The sequence below is a fragment of the Candidatus Polarisedimenticolia bacterium genome, assembly GCA_035764505.1.
GTDB lineage: Bacteria > Acidobacteriota > Polarisedimenticolia > Gp22-AA2 > AA152 > AA152.
Window position 1 is genome coordinate 23,082 of record DASTZC010000226.1, and the last position, 20,939, is coordinate 44,020.

Genomic DNA, 20,939 nt, shown 5'->3' on the forward strand with positions numbered 1-20,939 from the left:
CCCTTCATCAAGCCACGGCCGGAACCGCCGCCTTCGCCGTTCGATCGTAGCCGTACACGGGCTCGGCCCACGCGCGGTATTCGGGGATTCTGCCCCGCACCACGCGCTCGTAGAGCGATTGCAGCTGCAGGGTCAGGGGACCCGGAGCGCCGTTGGCGATCACGCGCCCGTCGATGCGCGTCACCGGAGCGATCTGGGCGGCGGTCCCGCAAAGGAAGAGCTCGTCGGCCACCACCAGCTCCGCCCGGTCCACTCCGCGCTCGTCGGTGCGGACGTCCAGCACCTCGCGCGCCATGCGGATGATGGTGTCCCGCGTGATCCCTTCCAGGATTCCCTGGGAAGCGTCGGGCGTCACCAGGCGCCCGTCGCGCACCATGAACAGGTTCATGGCGCTCCCCTCCGCGACCCGCCCTTCCTCGTTGAGGAAGATCGCCTCGTCGAAGCCCCGATCGCGCGCCTCCTGCGCCGCCAGCGCGGAGTTGACGTAGGCGCCGCAGATCTTGGCCCGGCACGGAATGGAATTGTCCTGAAGCCGCCGCCACGATGAGATGCCGCAATGCAGCCCCTTGCGGGTGTCGACGTAGTCCCCCATGGGCACCGCGATCATCGCGAAGGACTCCTCAACAGGCAGGTTGACGCCCACCTTGGTGGCCGCCTTGAAGGCGATGGGCCTGACATAGACGTCGGTCTCGAAACCGTTCAGGCGGATCAGCCGCGCGGCAATCCTGGCCAGATCCGCGGGCTGGGCCAGCATCCGGATCTTCAGGAACTTCACGTTCTGGGCCATGCGCGCGAAGTGATCGGTGGCACGAAACAGCAGCACCTCGCGGCTCTCCTCGTCACGGTAGGCGCGAATCCCCTCGAACACTCCCGTGCCGTACTGCAGGCCGTGGGTCAGCAGCGGAATGCGCGCCTGCGATTCCGGCATGAAGTGTCCGTTCAGGAAAACAACCTGCTCCGCCATGTTGATCCCTCCTCGGCCTCGCGGCCGCTCAATAACCGCCGACCATCGCCTCGCGGCTCGCGGAGCCGTCGAGCAGGTGGCGGGCAACGGCATGTTCCGTCAGCGCCTCCCGGAAGTCGGGATGCGCAATGGCGATCAGCGCCGCGGCGCGCCGCCGCAGAGAGAGGCCGTGAAGCCGGGCGACCCCATACTCCGTGACCACGGCATGCACGTCGGCGCGGGTTGTCACGATCCCGGACCCGAGGTCGAGCATCGGCACGATGCGCGACACGCGCCCGCCCTTGGCGGTGGACGGCAGTGCGATGATCGGGATGCCGCCCTTCGAGCGCGCCGCACCGCGGATGAAATCGACCTGTCCGCCGAAGCCGGAGTAGATCGACGTCCCGATCGTGTCGGCGCACACCTGCCCGGTCAGGTCGATCTGCAGCGCCGAGTTGATCGCCACCATGCGGTCATTGGCGGCGATGACGAAAGGATCGTTGGTGTACTCGGTCGGGTGCAGCTCGATGATCGGATTGTTGTGGACGAAGCGGTAGAGCCTGCGACTTCCCATGAGGAATCCCGCCACGACCTTCCCCCGGTGCAGAGACTTGCGCTCGTTGTTGATGACCCCCGATTCGATCAGGTCCACCACCCCATCGGAGAACATCTCGGTGTGCACTCCCAGGTCCCGGCGGTCTCCCAGCTCGGCCAGGACCGCGTCGGGGATGCCGCCGATGCCCATCTGCAGGGTGGCGCCGTCCTCGATCAGCCCGGCGACGTGCCGCGCGATGCGGCGGTGCAGCTCGCCGGCGGGATGCCGCGGCAGCTCCAGGACCGGATGGTCGGTCTCGATGATGGCGTCGAGCTTGCGGATGTGGATGAAGGAGTCGCCCAGGGTCCGGGGCATCTGCTGGTTGACCTCGGCGATGACCAGGCGCGCCGCCTCGGCCGCCGCTTTGGTGGTGTCCACGCCGACGCCGTATGAGCAGAAGCCGTGCTCGTCGGGCGGCGACACCTGGATCAGGCAGATATCGATGGGCATCGCCCCGCGGAACAGCGAGGGGATCTCCGAAAGGAAGATCGGCATGTAATCGGAGCGCCCGTCGTTGACCGCCTCGCGCACGTTGGCGCCGACGAACATGGCGGTGTGCCGAAAGTGCGGCTCCATGCCCGGCCTCACGTAACCGGCATCTCCCAGGGTGAGCAGGTGGATAATCTCCACGTCGCGCAGGGAGGAGGCCCGGGCGATCAAGGCCCGAACCAGGGCCTCCGGCTCGGATGCCCCCGGATGGATGTAGACGCGCTCTCCCGAGCGGACGCGCTCGATGGCCTTCTCGGGCGTCGTCACCTTGGCACGATAGGCCGTGAACCAGCTCACGGGCGCCTCCCTGCCGCGGCTGACGGCGCCATCGGCTGGGGCGCCCCGACGATTTCGCCGATCGCGGTGGCGCGCAGCCCGAATGCCCGGCCGACGCTGGGACAGACCAGCTCGCCCTGGTAGAGATAGAGGCCCCGGGCGAAGCCCGGCTCGCGCATCAGAGTGGAGTCGAGGCCGCGCGCTGCCAGCGTCTCCACGAAGGGCAGGGCGGCATAAGTAAGCGCCAGGGACGCGGTTCGGGCCACCGCGGAGCTCAGGTTGGGCACGGCGCAATGGACCACTTCGTGCTCGACGAAAACCGGATCAGCCAGCGTGGTCGGCCGGCTGGTCTCAACGCACCCCCCCTGGTCAATCGCCAGGTCGATGATCACGGCGCCCGGCTTCATCCTTCGCACCACCTCACGGGTGACGATCAGCGGCGCCCGCTCGCCGCGCACCAGGACCGCTCCGATGACCACGTCGGCATAGGCGACAGCGCGATCCACCGAAGCCAGGTGCGAGACCTCCGTGACGATGCCACGCCCGAAGATCTCGTCGGCGCGGCGCAGCGCCGTCAGGCTCGTGTCGAGCAGCGTGACCTGAGCTCCATTGCCGACCGCGCGGCGAGCGGCCGCGACCCCGGAAACGCCGGCTCCGAGAATGACGACGTGCGCCGGCGGGATGCCAATCGAGCCGCCGAGCAGGATGCCGCGGCCGCCGGAAAGCGTCTGGAGCTGGTGGGCCGCGACGCCGACCGCGAGCTGGCCGCCAATCTCGCTCATGGCGTGCAAAACCGGCGCGTCGCCGTGGGAGTCCTCCAGGATCTCCAATCCGATCAGCGTGACGCCGCGGCGCAGAAGGGCCTCGAGGTGGCTCCTGGAGGCGGCTGCGAGGTGGTGGAAGGCGAGGATGGCCTGGCCCTCGCGCAGATGCGGAACTTCCTCCGCGGCCAAAGCCGAGACCTTTATCACCAGGTCGGCCCTGCCGAACACCTCGTCGGTGCCGTACACCACGCGGGCCCCGGCGTCGGCGTACTTCTCATCCGCGAAGCGCGCCGCCCGCCCCGCTCCCGACTCGATCACCACCACGTGTCCCTGATGGACGAGGGACCGTGCCCCGGCCGGCGTCAGCGCCACGCGATGCTCCGTGGCGACGCGCTCCCGCGGGACTCCCAGGATCATGATGCTCCTCCGCGGAGGGCGGGGGTCGCCTGACGGATCCCCTCCTCCAGCGCGTTGAGGTTCAGCTCCAGGGCGCCCGGCTTGAGCGCGTGCTGCTGCAGTGCCGCGCGCACGGCCCATACCGGAAGAATGCCGGTCCTGCCGATCCAGGCCCCGAGCGCCACCAGGTTGGCGGCGCGCGCCGAGCCCAGATGCTCGGCGATGGAGGTGGCGGGAACGGCCAGAACTTCGCGGTCGGACAACGGTGGGGGATCTTGGATCAGCCCCGAATCGTAGATGATGAGACCCTGGGGCCCGACGTCCTCCGCGAATTTCATCAGGGAGGGCCGATTGAAGGCGAACAGCACCGAAGCCTCGCTCACCAGCGGCGAGTCGACTTCGTGTTCGCTCAGAATGACGTGGCAGTGGGCCGTGCCGCCGCGCATCTCGGGGCCATAGGAAGGCAGCCAGGAGACGGCCCGGCCGCTCAACATGCCAGCCTCCGCGATGACCGTGCCGAGGAACAACACTCCTTGGCCGCCGAAGCCGGCCACCTTGATGCGCGGATTCCGGAAGCGCGGCTCAATCGCCTCGGCCGACCAGCCGTCGTGCGTCCCTCCCGGAACGGCCTGGGCTGCATCGAGCCCCAGGACTTTTGGCACATCGACCGGCTCGACGCGGCGGCGTGCTCCGGTGGGTTTGCGGCCTTCGACTCTCACGTCGCGCTTCACACCCAGCGGAAACGTCTTCGTCATGGTTTCCAGAACCCACCTCGCCGAGTCGGGAGGCTCCTGCTTCCAGCCCGTCGGGCAGGGGGACAGCACCTCGACGAGGGAGAAGCCCTTCCCTTCCATCTGGTTCTTGATCGCCTTGCGGACGGCCCGCCGGACCTGCAGGTCATGCCGACCGTCCCCGAGAGCCACCCGCTCAAGGTAGACGGGGGCATCCAGCGAGCCGAGGAGCTCGCAGACCTTGATGGGATAGCCCTCCTGCTCGGGGGCGCGTCCGCGGGGCGTGGTCGAGGTGATCTGGCCCACGAGCGAAGTGGGAGCAAGCTGCCCGCCCGTCATCCCGTACAGGGCGTTGTTGATGAAGATGACGGTCAGGTCCTCGCCGCGCGCGGCCGCCTGCAGAATCTCGTTGCCACCGATGGCGGCGAGATCCCCATCTCCCTGGTAGACGATGACGATGCTGTCGGGTCGCGCCCGCTTGACCGCGGTGGCGACCGCCGGGGCCCGCCCGTGCGGCGCCTGGATGTGCCCCACGTCCAGATAGTAGTAAGCGAAGACGGAGCAGCCGACGGGATTGATGAAGACCATCCGATCGGCAATCCCGAGGTCGTCGACCGCCTCCGCCACCAGCTTGTGCACGTTGCCGTGGCCGCAGCCCGGGCAGTAATGGGTGACCGTCGGGTCTCCGTCCTTGCGATCGAAGGCCGGATAGAACGACCGGGGCCGCTCATGAAGCAGCTTGAGCATGACTCACCTCCCGCGCCGGCTTGAACGCCGCCGCCCAGCGCCGTCCCTCCATGACCCGGACCGCCTCGGCGGCAATCTCCTCCGCCGAAGGGACATTGCCTCCCATGCGACCGTAGAAGGCGACCGGACATCGCTCGCCGGCAGCCAGCCGCACGTCCTCCACCATCTGCCCGGCGCTCAGCTCGACGACGAGGATCTTCGCGACGCGGTGCGCCAGCCGGCGCATGACCGCCTCGGGAAAAGGCCAGAGCGTCAGCGGCCGCAGCAGCCCGGCCCGAATCCCCGCGCCTCGCAGCAGGACCAGCGCACGGCGCAGCACGCGCGCGACGATGCCATAGCCCACCAGGAGGATCTCCGCGTCGGCCACGGCCTCTTCGACGTAGCGCACTTCGCTTTGCCGGATCGTCTCGTATTTGACCTGCAAACCGCGCTCGTGCTGCTCGAGGGCGTCGTGGGACAGGAAGATGGAGGTGATCAGGTTGTGCCGGGTGGCGGCATCGCCCCGCACCGCCCAGGGCCGCGCGGGTGGAGCCGTCGGTGCGAGCGGCAGCTTCACCGGCTCCATCGTCTGCCCGACGAAGCCGTCCGCCAGGACGAAGGCCGGATTGCGGTACTTGTCCGACAGCTCGAAGGCCAGCACCGTGAGGTCGGCCATCTCCTGCGCCGAGGCAGGCGCCAGGACGATGTTGCGGTAGCAGCCGTGGCCGCCGCCCTTGACCACCTGGAAGTAGTCGCCCTGCTCGGGACCGATGTTCCCGAGGCCGGGGCCCCCACGCATGATGTCGACGACGACGATCGGCAGCTCGGAGCCGGCCGCGTAGGAGACCCCTTCCATCATGAGGGAGATGCCCGGGCTGGAGGACCCGGTCATCGTGCGCTCACCGGCCGACGATGCGCCATACAGCATGTTGATGGCCGCAACCTCGCTTTCCGCCTGCAGGAAGGTGCCGCCGCAAGGCGGGAACAGCCGCGCCGCCGTTTCGGCCAGCTCGCTCGCCGGCGTGATGGGATATCCGTAAAACGATCGGCAGCCGGCCAGCAGGGCTCCATGGATTGCCGCCTCGTTCCCTTTCATCAGGCGCGGCTCGGCGCGTCGAGCTCCCTTAGGCAGCGGGCTGCTCATCGGCATCCCTCCTGTAGACGGCGATGGCCCCCGGCTCGGGGCAGGCATAGAAACAGTGGCTGTCGGCCAGGCACCCCTCGCCGGCAAACCTGACCGGGTGATATCCCTGGTGATTGAAGCCCGCGGAATGCGACAGGCAATTCCCCGGGCAGACGGAGATGCACAGGCCGCACCCCTTGCATTCCTCGCTGTTGATCACGACCCAACCGTGCGCTCTTGCACCAGGCATGGCGATCCTCCTCGGCAACAGGCATAGCAGGGTCCGTGCCTGATTCACGAGGATGGATCGATGAGATCCCGGGGACCTCAGCCTCGCCGTGGAGGCGGGTTTGTGGGCCTTTCAGGCGCGATGAGCAGGTTCTTTCGCGTCGCGCGGCGCGTCGTGATTCCCGGCGCGCCGAAACTTCTGCGGCGGCGCTCAGTTCTCGCGCATCGTTTGCGGTGGGAGGAAGCGAGAGACTTGGTGGGATTTCGCATCCCGGGCGGACACCCGGCGGGACGGTTCCCTCACACTCCAGCTTGAGCCGCCGCGCCGGCCGGCGACGGCCGGTAGGCGCACCACGGATCGCTCGCGAGATAGTTCCCCGTCAGCGCGAAGGCGCGGGATCGCGAGCCGCCGCACACGCCGCGGAACTCGCATCGTCCGCAGACGCCGAGGAAGCTCTCCGGAGTGCGGAGGCTGCGGAACAGCGGAGTCTCCCGGTACATCGATGCCAGCGGCGCCGTTCGGATGTTGCCCGCCTTCACCGGGAGGAAGCCGCTCGGATAGACGTCGCCGAGGTGTGAGACGAAGAGAAAGCCGTTGCCTGAATTGACCCCCTGGGAGGCAAGGCCGATCGTATGCCCGGGTCCTTCGGTGCGCACGAGCTGAGCCGGCAGCGACTGCCCCGAGCGGCTCCCCGTCGGCGCGGAGCCCCGCAAACCTTCCCGCATCATGACGTAACGGCGGAAATGCGGTGCCTCGGTGACCTTCACGAGGAACTCGGAGCGCTTCTGCACCTGATAGAGGATCTCGAACAGCTCCTCGCACTGCTCGGCGGTCAACCCGTTGAGCTTCGATCCCCTGCCCGTCGGGATCAGGAAGAAGACCTCCCAGAAGACCACGCCGAGGCGGGTCACCAGCTCGGCCATCTCCTCCAGATAGGGCGCCGACTCGGCGCACAGGGTCGTATTGATCTGCAGCGGAAGATCGTGCCGGTGGGCCCATTCCACCGCCTGCATCGTCTTGGCATAGGCGCCGGGAACGCCGCGGAAGGCGTCGTGCAGCGCCGCGGTCGGGTAGTCGAGACTCTGCGCCATCTGGCTCAGCCCGGCCTGCTTCAGATCCTTCACCACCTCCTCGGTCAGCCGCTCGGTCGCGGCCGGGATGGTGGCCATGCGAAGGCCGAGGTTCGCTCCCGTGCGGATCAGGCGCATCAGGTCGGGGCGCTTGAGCGGATCGCCGCCGCTCAGAATGAAGATCGGAGTACCGAGCCCGGCCGCCTGGCGCAGGAGGTCCTCTCCTTCCTCGGTGGTCAGCTCGTCGCAATGGCGCAGCGGCTGGGCCGAGGCCCGGCAGTGCAGGCAGGCGAGATCGCAGGACTGGGTGGTCTCCCAGATGATCAGGAAGGGAGTGCGATCGTAGTCCAGCCGGGGCATCTTCATCATGGCGACCGCTCCTTCGACGCCCGCGTGCCACGCCTCGAGGCGGGAAACGGGGACAGCCTTCGCAGGAGGTACAGCAACGACTGTGCCACGCTCATTCCCCCTGCGCTCGGCGCGGTGCCCCGGCGACCCCGGCTCACGGGCCTTCAGGCGACCCGGTTGCCTCTAAAAATTTCGCAGAGCCTCTCGATTCCCCGCAAATCTTTCGCTCGCCTCGAGCCCGGTTCCTCGCTCTTGCCCGCGCGCAAACCGGTTTTTGCAGCGTTTCCATGGGGAAGCAGAGATTTCGTTCCTGTGTTTTCGCCGTGCACGCTTCTTGCAGTTCTGCTGCGGCGGGCAGGGGCAGGCAACGGCAAAGGGTTGCAGCCGTTCTCTCTCCCGGCGCCCTGGATCCAAGCAAAAACCGCGAACGTCTCGCGGGCGACTCCCCCCCAGCAGGGAGGTGATGAAAGGCCGGGGAGCAGAGTGAATGCGGGATTCACCGTGGGATGAACGGACCAACTCCTTCCCTCAAGGGGAAGCACACGAGGCGCACATGAGAACGCTAACCAAGATCGTCGCGGTGACGGCCTCCGTGGCGGCGCTCTTCCTGTGGGGGACGCCGGTATGGGCGTTCCACGACGGTGGCGTCGCCTATTGCACGGGCTGCCATAGCATGCACAGCTCCCCCAGCTCGAGCCACCTGCTGATGAAGAGCGACGCCGGTTCCACCTGCCTGCGCTGTCATGAAAGAACCGGCGACGCCGGGCCGAGCAGCTATCACATCAGCACTCCGGCGAGCGAGTTGCTGAATGCGACCGACATTCCCAAGCAGCGCACACCCGGTGGTGATTTCGGCTGGCTGCGGCAGAACCTCACGGCCCTCTCCACCTTCGGCAGCCCCGTCAACAACCAGGGATTCACTCGCGGTCACAACATCATCGCGATGGACAACAGCTACACCTTCGTCGACGGTCCCACCGCTCCGGGCGGGACGATGCCGGCGTCGGAGCTGACCTGCATCAGCTGCCATGATCCGCACAGCCGCGCCCGCCGTCTCGACGACGGCAGCGTCGTCTATCCCACCAGCGTCGGCGTCTCCGCGCCGATCGAGGAGTCGGGCTCCTACGGCTTCGTCCCCGGCCCGGGGATGGCGGCGGGGGTCTACCGCCTGCTCGGCGGATCGGCCTACCAGGCCTTCGACAGCGGCCCGAGCTTCCCCGGAGTGCCGGCGGCCGTGGTTCCAAACACCTACAATCGGACGGAAGCCGCGACCCAGACCCGGGTGGCGTACGGGCACGGCACCACGAGCGGCTACGTCTCCTGGGGCAAGTGGTGCTCCACCTGCCACACCGGCATGCACTCCGACACGGCCTCGAACCTCGTCCACGTCGTCGACGCTCAGCTCAACGCGAACGCCGACATCTACAACTCCTACATCAAGACCGGCGATCTCACCGGGAGCTCGGCGAACTCTTACACGTCGCTCGTCCCCTTCGCCAAGAACACCAATGACGTGGCGACCCTCGCCCTCCAGGCCCTCAACGACGATTCCGATCTGACCGGCCCGGCCGGGACGGATCGAATCGGATGCCTCTCCTGCCACCGCGCGCACGCCAGCGGCTGGAGATTTGGGATGCGCTGGAACAGCGAGTCGGAGTTCCTGACGCTGGCCGACGGAACCGGCGCCCCGGTCTACCCGGGTGTCGATGCCGGCATGGGCAACCAGGGCCAGTACAACCGCGGCTACACGGTGAACCAGATGAAGGCGGCGTACTACGATCGTCCGCCGACGGTCTTCGCCGCGGCTCAGAGGCAGTACTGCAACAAGTGCCACGCGAAGGATTGACCGGACGATCCGGGCTCCCGCCCGGATCCCGGAAAGACTCAGGGGCCGGCCGCTTGGCCGGCCCCTTGTCGTGTTAGGCTGAGGCCCGAATTGGGCCGATGGCCCGTCCTTCCCGGGGACGATTTGAGAGCGCTGGCAGGAGCTTTGCTCGTTCTCTTCGCAGCGGCCGGTTGTGCCGCTTCGAGGCTCGTCGACAAGTCGCCGCTTCCGAGGGACGAGGCCCGCATTCATCTCTACCTCCTCCCGCTTCCCCCGGACGCTGCCCGCCTCGAGGTTCTCCTGGAGGGAGCCTCCGCCGTGCGGGAAGATGGATCGCTGATTCCGCTGCAGCTCGCATTCAATCGCCTCCGAGCGGGAGATCCCGATCGCGAGCGGCGGCTCGCCTCGGGGCCGGCCCCCCCCGGCCGCTACGCCGGATTGGAGCTGCGGATCGGCTCCGCCGCCCTGACGGGCGAAGGGGGCGGCGCCCTCGGCACCGACGCCGCCGTCACGGTTCCTTTTCTTTTCACGGTGCAGGAAAAGCAGCCCGTGGTGATTTCGCTGCGTCTCGATCATGCCGGCTCGATGACCGAGGGGATGCGCTTCCAGCCGTCCTTCGTGGCCGAGGCGCCGCCCCGGCCGCCGTCCGGCCTGATTGCCCTGGCCAGCGCGCGCGGCTCGGACGAGCTGGCGATCTTCGACAAGGTGTCCGGCCGGATTGCCGGAATCGTCCCGACCGGACGCCGTCCGGGGGGGCTGGCGCTGGATTCCGCCCGGCGGCGCGCCTACGTTGCCGTCACCGGGGAGGATCGGATTGAAGCGATCGGGCTCCTCGAGCAGGCGGTGCTCGCCCGGCTGAACCTGCGGGTCGGGGACGAGCCGGTGGAGGTCGCGCTGACCCCCGACGGCCAGACGCTGGTCACCGCGAATGCCGGGTCCAGCAGCGCCAGCATCGTGGACGCATTGGCGCTCGTGGAGCGCGCGCGCGTTTCGGTCGGCAACGAGCCGGGATCGGTTCTCCTGGATCGGGCCGGACGGCGCGCCTACCTGTTCAACACCGGCTCGAGCAGCATCACCGTCATCGACGTGGCGGCGCGTGCGGTGGTGGCCACCCTGGGGACGGAGGCGGGGCCGCTGCGCGGACAGCTCGACCGGGACGGCAGGCGCCTGTACGTCATTCATCGCGCCTCCCCTTACCTGACGATTTTCGACACGAACACGCTCGCGGCAGTCGCCCGCACCTACGTCGGTCCCGGGGCGACCGCGCTGAAGGTCGATCCGAAGACCGACCGGATCTACCTGGCTCGCCGAAAAACGGGGATCCTCGAGATCTTCGATCCTGCCTCCCTCCTGCCCACCGACTCCATCCCGGTGGACGGCGAGATCTCCTTCGTCACCATCGACGACGAGGGAAACGCCCTGGTGCTCACCTTGCCGGGGTCCGGGGAGGCGCGCCGGATCGGAATCGCCGGGAAGACGGCCGCCGCGCGCACCGACGTCGGGGCCGATCCCCGTTACGCGGCCCTGGTCGGAGAAAGGTGACGGGTGGTGTGGATCGCGGACGCGCGCGCGCGCCGGGAATGCAGCCAAGGCGATTTCCGGCATCGTGGCTCGCCGTCCTGGTGGCCGGCTTGCTCATCCCCACCTCCGGGGCGCGCGCCCAGGACGTCTCGGGATACGCGGAGCTGGCGGCCTCGCGGGACCGCACTCACCTGGTGGATGGAGGGGTCACGGACGTGCTGAGCGACTCGTTCCTGCAGCGCTACAGCGTCGACTTCCTGTGGCGGCTGTATCCGAATCTCCAGGTAATGGCCGGAGGTCTGTACGAGCGCGACTTCACCGAGGCCTCCCTGAACGACGTCGATCTCGAGACGCTGCAGCGCAAGGTCCGGCCCTACGTCACGGCCACGCTGCGCACGCCGATCCAGTCGGCCTCGGTGGGCTGGTATCGTAACGAAGACACCTTTCGTTCGGACGGGTCCTCCCTCGGAGCCGTGCAGGAGATCGTGAACGCCACCCTGGGATGGAGGCCGGAGCGCTTTCCGCAAACCACCCTGCGGTTCCTGCGCACCCACGACTACGATCCTGACCGCGTGATCCAGGACACCAACACCGACCTGCTCGACCTGGTCCTGGAGGACGAGGTGAAGGACTCGGTGCACATCTACTACCGAGGGGCCCTCGAGGAGATTGACGATCGGATCAACGACTTCCAGCTGAACCGCATCTCCCATTCGGGACGGGTCGACTATGGCGACTCCTGGTGGGACCAGCGCCTCCAGGTGGGCGGGGAATACGACATCCACAAGACGTCGGAGGAGGTGACGAGCAGCGGCGGCGGCGAGGTGCTCACGCCGCTGTTTCCCATCGGCGGTCTGTCGGGCCTCGACGATACCCCGGCCGACGGCTTCCTGGCGGCCACCCCCGCGCTGATCGACGAGGATCGGATCGCCGGCGTCGGGCTCGACCTCGGGCTGCCGCCGATCGGCGGGGACGTCCGTCCGCGCAATCTCGGGCTCGACTTCGGGGCGACGACCCGCGTGAACACTCTCTTCGTCTGGGTGGACCGCGACCTCCCGGCCGCGGTCTCCGGCTCGTTCTCCTGGGAGCTGTACACCAGCGCCGACAACGTGACCTGGCAGCTCGAGCAGACCATCTTTCCGGCGCTGTTCGGGCCGTTCGTGACCCGCTTCGAGATTCGCTTCACCGCCGTGGACGCCCGCTACGTCAAGCTCGCGGTGCGTCCTCTTGCCGCCAGCGTTCCGAACGCGACCCAGTTTCCCAATATCTTCATCACCGAGCTGCAGGCCGCCGTCCGGACCGCGGCGGCGGATGCGACCGGCCGGAACGAGCTGACCACACAGCTCCTGACCACGAGCCTGAGGCTCCGGCTGACCGATCGTCCCGCCGTGACCTACGAGTTCTCCGCCTTCGGTCGGAAGATCGAGGACTTTCCGGTCTACGGCACGATCTCCAACGGATTCTCGCTGCACCACGTCTTCAATCCGGTCTACTCGACGATGGCCCGCGTGGCCCGCGAGGACAGCCACGAGTCGGATGGCGACCGCACCACCTACCTCTATACGGCGTCGCTCCGGGCGGTTCCGCTGTCGACCCTGGAAAGCACGCTGGTGTTCAGCGGCCGATCCTCGGAGCACGAGGGACTGCCAAGCGATTCGGCCGGGGTGCGCTGGACGACGCAGGCCGAGCTCTACCGGGGAATCAGCGCGCGGCTGGGTCTCGGGCGCTCGGCCGTGCTGACCGAGGACGGAGAGCGCACGGAGATGCGGGAGGTCGACGTCCTGACGACCCTCGACCCGCACCCGGCGGTGACCCTGAGCCTGCTTGTTCAGGACGACTCGGGGAACCGCCAGGGCGGGCACCTGGTGGAGGAGGTGCCGGTGGAGCGGCAGGCCGAGGAGGCGGGAGTGACGTTCCGGCCCTTCGCCACCCTCTATATGTTCTTCTCCTACCGGCGGGACCGCGAGAATTCCCTGCCGGTCCGCTTCACGCGCAGCTCGTCGGCGAGCTGGGCCCCTTTCCCCGACGGGCGGCTCCAGATTCTGTTCCGTTTCGACGACTCGTACCGCTCGGATTTGGAGGCGGAGAGCCGGATCTTCTCTCCACGTGTGCGCTGGAACGTCACCGACCGCTGGTATCTCGAGGCCGCCTACGAGAGCGCCGAGTTCAATTCCGCCCTGGACGATCGCTCGTCCGACATCGTAACGTTCAGCACGCGGATATGGTTCTGAGGAGGACCCGCCCCTTGAAGCGCATCTGGATGATGTCCCTGGCCGGCATGCTGGCGCTGCTTTCGGCGTGCGCCACCTCGCAGGGGGAACGCACGACGTTCCACGACCCGAATATGGACTTCAGCACCCTCCACAAGGTGGCGGTGCTTCCCTTCGCGAACCTGACGACGAGCGCCAAGGCGGAGGAGCGGGTGCGCGACGTCTTCATGACGATGCTGCAGGCGACCGGCGCGTTCTACGTCCTTCCTCCCGGCGAGGTGGCCCGGGCCGTCTCCCGGACCGGTCTTGCCAATCCGTCGGCGCCGACCGCCGAGGAGGCGGTGAAGCTCGCGAAGAACCTCGAGGCCGACGCGATCCTGACCGGCAGCCTGCTGGAATACGGCGAGGTGCGCTCCGCCTCGGCGAGCGCCAACGTGATCTCGGTGAACGTCGCGATGATGGAATCCACCACCGGCAAGGTCGTCTGGAGCGCTTCCGCCACCGAAGGGGGGATCGGCGCCGGCAAGCGCCTCTTCGGAGGAGGCGGGGAGCCGATGAACGTGGTCACGGCCAAAGCGGTGGAAGACTTGATCCACGAGCTTTTCAAGTAGAATGACGCCCCCTAGGGAACCTCGCATGATGCTCATCCGCCGGCGGCTCGCGGCCGCCCTGATGGCCGTTGCGGCCGCGGTCGGCTCTCGCGGCCGGCTCTGCGCGGAGGACCTGCGGGTCCCCGCCCCCGCGGAGGAGATCGCCGTCTTCCCGTTCGAGGACCTTTCGGCCGCGGCGGCGCCGGCGGAGGAGATCGGGGAGCGCTTCCGCGAGGCCCTGGAGGCCCGCGGACTGCGGGTCCTCCGGCCGGACGCGACGGAAGCGTTTCTGCGCCGGCACAGGGTGCGCTGGGTCGGCGGGATCTCCCGAGAGGTGGGAAAGTCGCTGCGCGAGGAGACCGGGGCCGGCGCCGTGCTGGTCGCCTCGGTCGATCTCTTCGACGCAGGCTCCGTCCCACGCTTCGCGCTCACCGCGCGCCTCGTGTCGGCCGGGCCGGAGCCGCGCATCCTCTGGATGGATGCCGCCTCGGGCGCCGGCGACGAGAAGCCCGGGGTGCTCGACCTCGGCCTGGTCTACGACGTCGCGCTCCTGGAGGAGCGGGCCATCGACCGTCTGGCCGGCTCGCTCGATCCCGTCTGGAGGCTGGGCCACGTCAAGCGTCCCGGGCCGGAGAAGGCGGCGAGAAGCCGCCGGCCGCGCAGTTTCTTCCGGTCTCCGGAAGGGGCGGGCGCCTGGAAGGCGGCCGCGAAGACCGCCGTGCTTCCCTTCGCCAACGGGACGACGGCGCCGGATGCCGGCCAGATTGTCACCCTGCAGATCGTTCGCGCCCTGGTGAACGGGAGCAATCTGGAGGTGCTCGAGCCCGGAGTCGTCCGCGAGACGCTCCTCCAGTCGCGGCTGATCCAGGAGGAAGGGCTTTCGGTCCCGCAAGCCGACCTGCTGCGCGCGGTCCTGGGTGTGGACCTGGCGCTGTTCGGAGAAGTCACGGAATATGTCGAAGGAGGTCCCGCAGGGTTCGAGCCGGCAGTCGATTTTTCGGTGCGCGCGATCGACACGCAGCGCGGGCAGGTCATCTGGTCCTCGATCAGCCAGGAGCGCGGCTTCGAGGGAGCCGTCTTTTTCGGCCTCGGCCGGATCCCGACCGCCCACCTCCTGACCTCAGAAATGTCCCGGTCCCTCGTGGCGACTCTCGAGGGTCCCAAAGGAGCACGATGAGCACGCCAAAGGTCCCGTCGAGAATCCTGCTGTGCGGCCTCGCGGCCTTGATCGGCGCCGCAGCGTCTCCCGCGCGGCTGCCGGTATTCGCCGGCAAGGAGGCGGTGGCCACCGTGAACGGCGAGCCGGTCACGCTGGAAGATCTGGCTCGCCACGTGGGCAGCCTGCATGAAGGGATCGCCGAGCCGGCGGCCCCGGTGAAGAAGGCGGATCCCTCCCGGATCCTGCAGCGGATGATCGATGCGCGGCTGGTGGCGCAGGAAGCCAGGAGGATCGGCCTCGATCAGCTCCCCGACATCAAGAAGCGCCTCGATGACGACCGCCTCGATCTGGTGAAGAGCCTCGTGGTGCGCGACGCGGTGAAGGATGTCCCGCCCCCCTCCCCCGCCGAGATCGACCAGCGCGCCCGCGAGTCGGTCCGCGATCTGCGGGTCGAGTCGGTGCTCTTCACGCGCGAGGAGGACGCCCGCGCCTTCGTCGCCGCGGTACGCGGCGGAGGCGACTTCGGCGCCCTGGCGCGCGCCGCCTTCTCCGCCGGCAAGGCCCGGGAGCCGGGGCCCGCGGCCTCCATGAAGCCCGATGCCTTGCGCCCCGAGGTGGCCGATCCGATCCTGGCGCTGAAGCCCGGCGGCGTGACCGAGCCGCTCCGCATCACGGAGGGGTTCACCGTCGCGCACCTCCTCGAGATCCGGTATCCCGTGGAGGCCGCGGACCGCGCCGCCGCCGAGCGCGACCTCCTGGAGCCGCGGCGCCAGGCGCGCCTCGAGCAGGCGAAGGTTCGGATGCGCCGCGATTATTTCCAGGTCGACCAGGGCCTGCTCGCAAAACTGGATTATGAGGCCGCCTCACCCGGCCTCGCTGCCCTGCGCAAAGACACCCGGGTGCTGGCGCGCGTCAAGGGAGATCCGCCGGTCCTGGTGAAGGACCTCACGGCGGAAGTGGAGAAGAACTTCTACCATGGCGTGCAGGAGGCCATCGAGCGCAAGCGGGTCAACGAGAGTCTTCCCCGGCTGCTGGATCGGGTCCTGATGGAGCGCGCCACGCTGCTGGAGGCGAAGCGGCTCAAGATCGAGAGCACCGCCGAGTTTCGCGACACGCTGCGCGAGCGCGAGGACGAGCGCCTGTTCGAGGCCTTCCTGCAGAAGGTGGTTCATCCGGACATCCATCTTACCGACGACGAGCTGCAGCGCTACTATGCCGCCCATGCGAAGGACTATGCATCGCCCGAGATGATGCGCCTGGAGGGGATCGCTTTCGGCCGGCGGGAAGATGCGCAGTCGGCCTTCCAGAAGCTCCAGAAGGGGGCCGATATGAAGTGGATGCAGGCGAACGCGCCGGGCAGGGCGGATCGGGAGCATTTTCCCGAGATGGCCGATCTGGGGAACGGCCTCGTGGTCACCAGCACCTTTCCCGAGCCCATCCGCAACGCGGTCGCCGGCGCCACGGGCGGCGACCTGCGGCTGGCCTCCTCCCCGGCCGGGCCGCACTACGTCCTCGCCATCCGCCAGGTGGTTCCGGCCTCGCCGCGCCCCTTCGACAGTGTGCGCAGCGACATCGCCTCGCTTCTTTACAGGCAGAAACGGCAGGCGGCGCTCGACGAATGGACCGCGAAGCTGCGGGCCGCCTCCGTGGTGAAGACCTTCGCCGACGGCAAGACGCTCGCCTCGCTTCTGCAGGAAGCTTCGGGGAAGCGCAGGTGAAAGGGGCTTTCCCGGACAGGCGCCGGGCGGTGCGCCGCGCCCGACTCGGGTGGCTGCCGCTTTTCCTCCTGGCGGCTTGCATCTCCTCCGCCGCCGCCGAGCCGCGCGGCGGCCCCACCCGGCAGTTCCAGAAAAAAGGGTGTCTCGACTGCCACAAGCAGTTCGCCGATCGCATCCGCTCCCTGCCGGACCTCCATCCCGGCGTCAAGAACGGAGACTGCGAGCAGTGCCACCTGCGGCACGGGATCGTGCCGAAGCTTCTTCTGAAGAAGGAGCAGGGTCAGCTCTGTCTCGAGTGCCACAACCGCGACAAGATCGGCCTGGACGCCGCCCACGTCCACGCGCCGGTGAAGTCGGGCCAGTGCACCGGCTGCCACGATCCGCACGGATCGGCCGCGCCGCGGCTGCTGAAGGCCGAAGGTCCGCAGGCCTGCTTCTCCTGCCACGACCGCAAGCCGTTCGAGCGGCGCTTCGTGCACGAGGTCCTGCAAAAGCAGGGGTGCGTCGCCTGCCACCAGGCGCACGGCTCGGCCCAGCCGGCGCTTCTGGTGAAGGGCGAGGCGCCCCTCTGCCTCTCATGCCACGACGCCACGCGCGACAGCTTCCGCAAGGCGCACGGCGGCTACCCGGTGGAAAAGGCGCGCTGTGCATCCTGCCACGACCCTCATTCTTCCGCGGAGAAGGGGCTGATGAAGCCGAACGTGCATGCCCCGGCCGCGGCGGCGGACTGCGGCTCCTGCCACGCCAAGCCCGGATCGGAGAAGCCCTTCGCGCTCCTCGACGAGGCGGGGAAATTGTGCCGCACCTGCCACGATGACGAGTCCCTCAAGCAGGGGGGCAAGGACGAGCATGCTCCCTTCGCCACCGGCGACTGCCTGACCTGCCACGACCCGCACGCCTCGCAGCAGGCGTCCCTGCTGATCGAGCCTCCCAAATCGCTGTGCGTGGAGTGCCACTCCGAGAAGGGGCGCGCTCCCGCCCATCCGCACGCGGCGATGAGCGCGGAGAAGGCATGCCTCTCCTGCCACCGGCCGCATGCCGGCACGGGGAAGGCGCTGCTCGCCTCCCCGGTGCCGGGGCTGTGTGAAGGCTGTCACGCCGGGGTGAAGAAGGAGAAGGAGGCGAAGGTGCTCCACGCCCCCTTCGACTCGGGCGACTGCGTGGCGTGCCACGATCCGCACGGTTCCGATGTCCCCGCCATCCTGCGCGAGCGGGCCGACGCGGTCTGCTTCAGCTGCCACACCGACGCCCGCGCCGATTTCCAGAAGGCGGAAGTGCATCGTCCCGTCCTGACCGGCCAGTGCGTCGCCTGCCACTTCCCCCACGGCTCGGCGCAGAAGGCGCTGCTGCGCGCCCCGGCGGAGACGCTGTGCGCGCAATGCCATTCCGAGCTGACGCAGCAGGATGCCAAGGGGACGGCCCACGCGCCCGTGGCGGCCGGCGACTGCCTCACCTGCCACGATCCACACGCTTCGGACACCCCCGGCATGCTGGCGAAGAGCCAGGTGTCGTTGTGCGCCGACTGCCACGGCGACATCACCGAGACCAAGGAAAAGACCGTCAGCCGCCATGCTCCGGCGCAGTCGGGAACGTGCACCGCCTGCCACAACCCGCACCGCTCCTCCCTGTCGGCGCTCCTGAAGGTCCAGAGCCCCGATCTCTGCCTCTCGTGCCACCAGAATCTGAAGGAGGCGCTGGCGAAGCAGCATGCGCACCCGCCCGCGGCGCGCGACTGCCTGCGCTGCCACGTTCCTCACGCCTCGCCGCAAAAAGCCCTTCTGTCGCGGCCCACCGCGCAGCTCTGCTCCGAATGCCACGCCACCGGAGAGGAGGGCTTCCGCAAGGCGCATCTCGGGATCGATCCCGGCGTGATGAATTGCGTGAGTTGCCACACTCCCCACGCGTCGGAGGACCCGAAGCTGTTCAAGGAGCAGACGCATGCTCCATTCGCCGGACATTCGTGCGAGGAATGCCATGTGGTCCCCGCCCACTGACCGGGTCGCGCCCCGGGCGCTGCTCGGGCTGCTCGCCGCGCTGGCGCTCGCCGCCACGCCGGCGCACTCCGCCACGCCGGCGGCTTCCTCGGCCGACAAGTTTCATCTCAAGCCCGGGGCGACCGGGAAAGTCTGCCTCGGGTGCCACGCGGATCTGGCGGAAGCCGCGGCCCTCCCGGTCGTGCACGCGCCGGTGAAGGCGGGAGACTGCATCGCCTGCCACAATCCGCATGCCTCGTCGCACGGCAAGCTGCTGGAGGCGAGCGGCGCGGCGCTGTGCGCGCGCTGCCATCCGACGATCGCGCCTCCCGGCGCCGCGCATCTGCACGCGCCGGTCGCGGCCGGCGAATGCGCCCGCTGCCACGATCCCCACGGCAGCCGGAATGCGAGTCTGCTGCGGGCGGTGGGCAACGAGACCTGCGCCAGCTGTCATGCCGCGCTCGTCGGCCATGTGACCCACGCGAAGTTCGCGCACCCTCCCGCGGCGAAGAACTGCCTCGTCTGCCACGATCCGCACGGCGGACGGTCGGGAGAGTTCCTCCTGAAGAAAGACGTCCCCGAGCTGTGCACCGGCTGCCACACCGCCAGCGCGCCGGAGTTCGTCAAGCGCCACGTCGGCTACCCGGTGGCCAAGGCGCGCTGCACCTCCTGCCATGATCCGCACGGCTCCGACCAGGCGGGGGGGCTCTGGGCGAAGGTCCATCCTCCGGCCGCCAACCGGATGTGCGCCCAGTGCCATCTCGACGCGACCGGCCCCAATCCCACCGGCCTGCGAAAAACCGGCTCCGAGCTGTGCCGCTCCTGCCATGGCGAGGTGCTCCGGCAGATCAGCACGCGCAGCCATGTGCACCTGCCGGTCGCCGACCGGGTCGCCTGCCTGAACTGCCACTCGCCGCACGCCTCCGCGCAGGACGCGCTGCTGCGACAGCCGGCGAAGCAGCTGTGCGGCCGCTGTCACGCAGCCACCATCGCCCGGCAGGAGACGTCCAAGACGAAACATCCTCCGGTCGAAGAGGGGATGTGCGGGAGCTGTCACGAGGTGCACGCTTCCGATCACCGCTTCCTGCTGAACGACGCGAACGTGATGGAGGTGTGCGGCGCCTGCCACGAGTGGAAGAACCATTCGACCCATCCGATCGGCGAGAAGGCGGTCGACCCTCGCAACCCGAACCTGACCGTCGATTGCCTGAGCTGCCATCGAACCCACGGCGCCGCCCATCAGGGCCTCGCCCACTTCGATCGGGATTCCGAGCTGTGCGTCCAATGCCATCAGGGGGTGCGTCGATGAGACGCAGAAACGCCACCGCCCGGCTCCTGCGCGCCGTCTTGTGCCTGGGACTCGCAGGCGGATTGGCCCTGGCCGCTTCCGGGGTGCGGCTCAGGCCGCTGCCGCCGATCTACGTCGATGCCGCGGGAGCCCCGCTCCGCCAGCCGCAGGGAGTCGGCTGCGGAGCATCGACCCTGGTGGTGGCCGACACCGGCAACAGCCGCCTCGTCCCCTACTCGATCGCCGGCGAGCAGATCACGGCCGGCAAGGAGATCCGCATCCCGGAGCTCGTTTCGCCGTCGCGGGTCCAGGTGGCGGAAGACGGAACCCTCTTCGCTCTCGACGGCAAGAGCCACAAGATCTTCCGGCTGTCGACGGCCGGGGCCTTGCAGGGCACGGTCCCGGTCCCGGCTGAACCGGCGGCCGGCGCTCCCTTCGTTCAGAGCTTCCGGCGCGCTGCTTCGGGGGACCTTTATCTTCTCGACGTGGGAACGGGCCGTGTCGTGGTGCTCGCCCCCGACGGCGCGCTCCGCCGGACGATTCCGCTGCCCGCGCGCGGCGGCTCCTTCACGGATCTTGCAGTCGATTCGGCCGGGACGGTTTTCGTCCTCGACAGCGCGGCACGCCGGCTGCTGGCAGCCCGCGCCACGGACACCGGACTCGCGCCCCTGGCCGACGGCATGAAGGACGAGGTGGAATTTCCCATCGCCCTGGCGGTTCACGACGGCAAGATCTTCGTCGTCGATCAGTCAGGAGGCGGAATCGTCATCCTGGGGCCGGACGGCTCGTTCCACGGGCATCAATCGGGCATGGGCTGGAACGTCGGGTCGCTGCGTTACCCGAGCGATCTCTGCGCCCTCTCCGGCCTTCTCTTCGTGGCCGACCGCGAGAATCAGCGCATTCAGATTTTTTCCCTCGCCGATTGAGACTTCCTCGAGGGATTTTGCGCCTTCGTGCCATTCTCA

Annotated in this window: 16 protein-coding genes; 9 read left to right on the forward strand and 7 right to left on the reverse strand. The window is 68.5% G+C overall.

The annotated features are described in order from the left end of the window. Positions 1 to 7 precede the first annotated feature (7 nt). The 7 genes from VFW45_14915 to VFW45_14945 all read right to left on the reverse strand — a co-directional run bounded on the left by VFW45_14915 (position 8) and on the right by VFW45_14945 (position 7,711). Positions 8 to 964: a branched-chain amino acid transaminase gene (locus tag VFW45_14915; GenBank protein ID HEU5182074.1), complete on the reverse strand. Its 957-nt coding sequence runs from the start codon at positions 962 to 964 to the stop codon at positions 8 to 10. 28 nt (positions 965 to 992) lie between these two features. Next, positions 993 to 2,324, reverse strand: coding sequence for an acetyl-CoA hydrolase/transferase C-terminal domain-containing protein (locus VFW45_14920; protein ID HEU5182075.1), 1,332 nt, complete (start codon positions 2,322 to 2,324; stop codon positions 993 to 995). Next, positions 2,321 to 3,484: an alanine dehydrogenase gene (locus tag VFW45_14925; protein HEU5182076.1), complete on the reverse strand. Its 1,164-nt coding sequence runs from the start codon at positions 3,482 to 3,484 to the stop codon at positions 2,321 to 2,323. Before VFW45_14925 ends, VFW45_14920 begins: the two co-directional genes overlap by 4 nt. Beyond that, the gene (locus VFW45_14930) at positions 3,481 to 4,941 is read right to left on the reverse strand and encodes a 2-oxoacid:acceptor oxidoreductase family protein (protein ID HEU5182077.1); all 1,461 of its coding nucleotides are present in this window, start codon (positions 4,939 to 4,941) and stop codon (positions 3,481 to 3,483) included. Before VFW45_14930 ends, VFW45_14925 begins: the two co-directional genes overlap by 4 nt. Then, the gene (gene vorB / locus VFW45_14935) at positions 4,922 to 6,064 is read right to left on the reverse strand and encodes a 3-methyl-2-oxobutanoate dehydrogenase subunit VorB (GenBank protein ID HEU5182078.1); all 1,143 of its coding nucleotides are present in this window, start codon (positions 6,062 to 6,064) and stop codon (positions 4,922 to 4,924) included. The genes VFW45_14930 and vorB overlap by 20 nt, the downstream gene beginning before the upstream one ends. Further along, on the reverse strand, positions 6,045 to 6,293 hold the full coding sequence (locus tag VFW45_14940; GenBank protein HEU5182079.1) for a 4Fe-4S dicluster domain-containing protein: 249 nt from the start codon (positions 6,291 to 6,293) through the stop codon (positions 6,045 to 6,047). The genes vorB and VFW45_14940 overlap by 20 nt, the downstream gene beginning before the upstream one ends. Before the next feature lie 278 nt (positions 6,294 to 6,571). Next, complete coding sequence (locus VFW45_14945; protein HEU5182080.1) at positions 6,572 to 7,711, reverse strand: TIGR04053 family radical SAM/SPASM domain-containing protein; 1,140 nt, start codon at positions 7,709 to 7,711, stop codon at positions 6,572 to 6,574. A gap of 532 nt (positions 7,712 to 8,243) precedes the next feature. Between VFW45_14945 and VFW45_14950 the strand changes: the two genes are divergently transcribed. From VFW45_14950 to VFW45_14990, 9 genes are all read left to right on the forward strand, one after another. Next, positions 8,244 to 9,536, forward strand: coding sequence for a cytochrome c3 family protein (locus tag VFW45_14950; protein HEU5182081.1), 1,293 nt, complete (start codon positions 8,244 to 8,246; stop codon positions 9,534 to 9,536). A gap of 90 nt (positions 9,537 to 9,626) precedes the next feature. Continuing rightward, positions 9,627 to 11,057, forward strand: a complete 1,431-nt coding sequence (locus tag VFW45_14955) for a YncE family protein (protein ID HEU5182082.1) — start codon at positions 9,627 to 9,629, stop codon at positions 11,055 to 11,057. A 38-nt stretch (positions 11,058 to 11,095) separates the two neighbouring features. Continuing rightward, the gene (locus tag VFW45_14960; protein HEU5182083.1) at positions 11,096 to 13,267 is read left to right on the forward strand and encodes a hypothetical protein; all 2,172 of its coding nucleotides are present in this window, start codon (positions 11,096 to 11,098) and stop codon (positions 13,265 to 13,267) included. A 14-nt stretch (positions 13,268 to 13,281) separates the two neighbouring features. After that, the gene (locus tag VFW45_14965) at positions 13,282 to 13,857 is read left to right on the forward strand and encodes a GNA1162 family protein (protein HEU5182084.1); all 576 of its coding nucleotides are present in this window, start codon (positions 13,282 to 13,284) and stop codon (positions 13,855 to 13,857) included. Positions 13,858 to 13,882: 25 nt separating this feature from the next. Continuing rightward, a complete protein-coding gene (locus tag VFW45_14970) occupies positions 13,883 to 15,013 on the forward strand; it encodes a hypothetical protein (GenBank protein HEU5182085.1) in 1,131 nt (376 codons plus the stop codon). Then, complete coding sequence (locus tag VFW45_14975) at positions 15,010 to 16,713, forward strand: peptidylprolyl isomerase (GenBank protein ID HEU5182086.1); 1,704 nt, start codon at positions 15,010 to 15,012, stop codon at positions 16,711 to 16,713. The genes VFW45_14970 and VFW45_14975 overlap by 4 nt, the downstream gene beginning before the upstream one ends. A 29-nt stretch (positions 16,714 to 16,742) precedes the next feature. Continuing rightward, on the forward strand, positions 16,743 to 18,707 hold the full coding sequence (locus VFW45_14980; GenBank protein ID HEU5182087.1) for a cytochrome c3 family protein: 1,965 nt from the start codon (positions 16,743 to 16,745) through the stop codon (positions 18,705 to 18,707). Beyond that, positions 18,688 to 19,995: a cytochrome c3 family protein gene (locus tag VFW45_14985; GenBank protein HEU5182088.1), complete on the forward strand. Its 1,308-nt coding sequence runs from the start codon at positions 18,688 to 18,690 to the stop codon at positions 19,993 to 19,995. Before VFW45_14980 ends, VFW45_14985 begins: the two co-directional genes overlap by 20 nt. Continuing rightward, positions 19,992 to 20,900: an NHL repeat-containing protein gene (locus VFW45_14990; GenBank protein ID HEU5182089.1), complete on the forward strand. Its 909-nt coding sequence runs from the start codon at positions 19,992 to 19,994 to the stop codon at positions 20,898 to 20,900. Before VFW45_14985 ends, VFW45_14990 begins: the two co-directional genes overlap by 4 nt. The last annotated feature ends 39 nt before the right edge of the window (positions 20,901 to 20,939 follow it).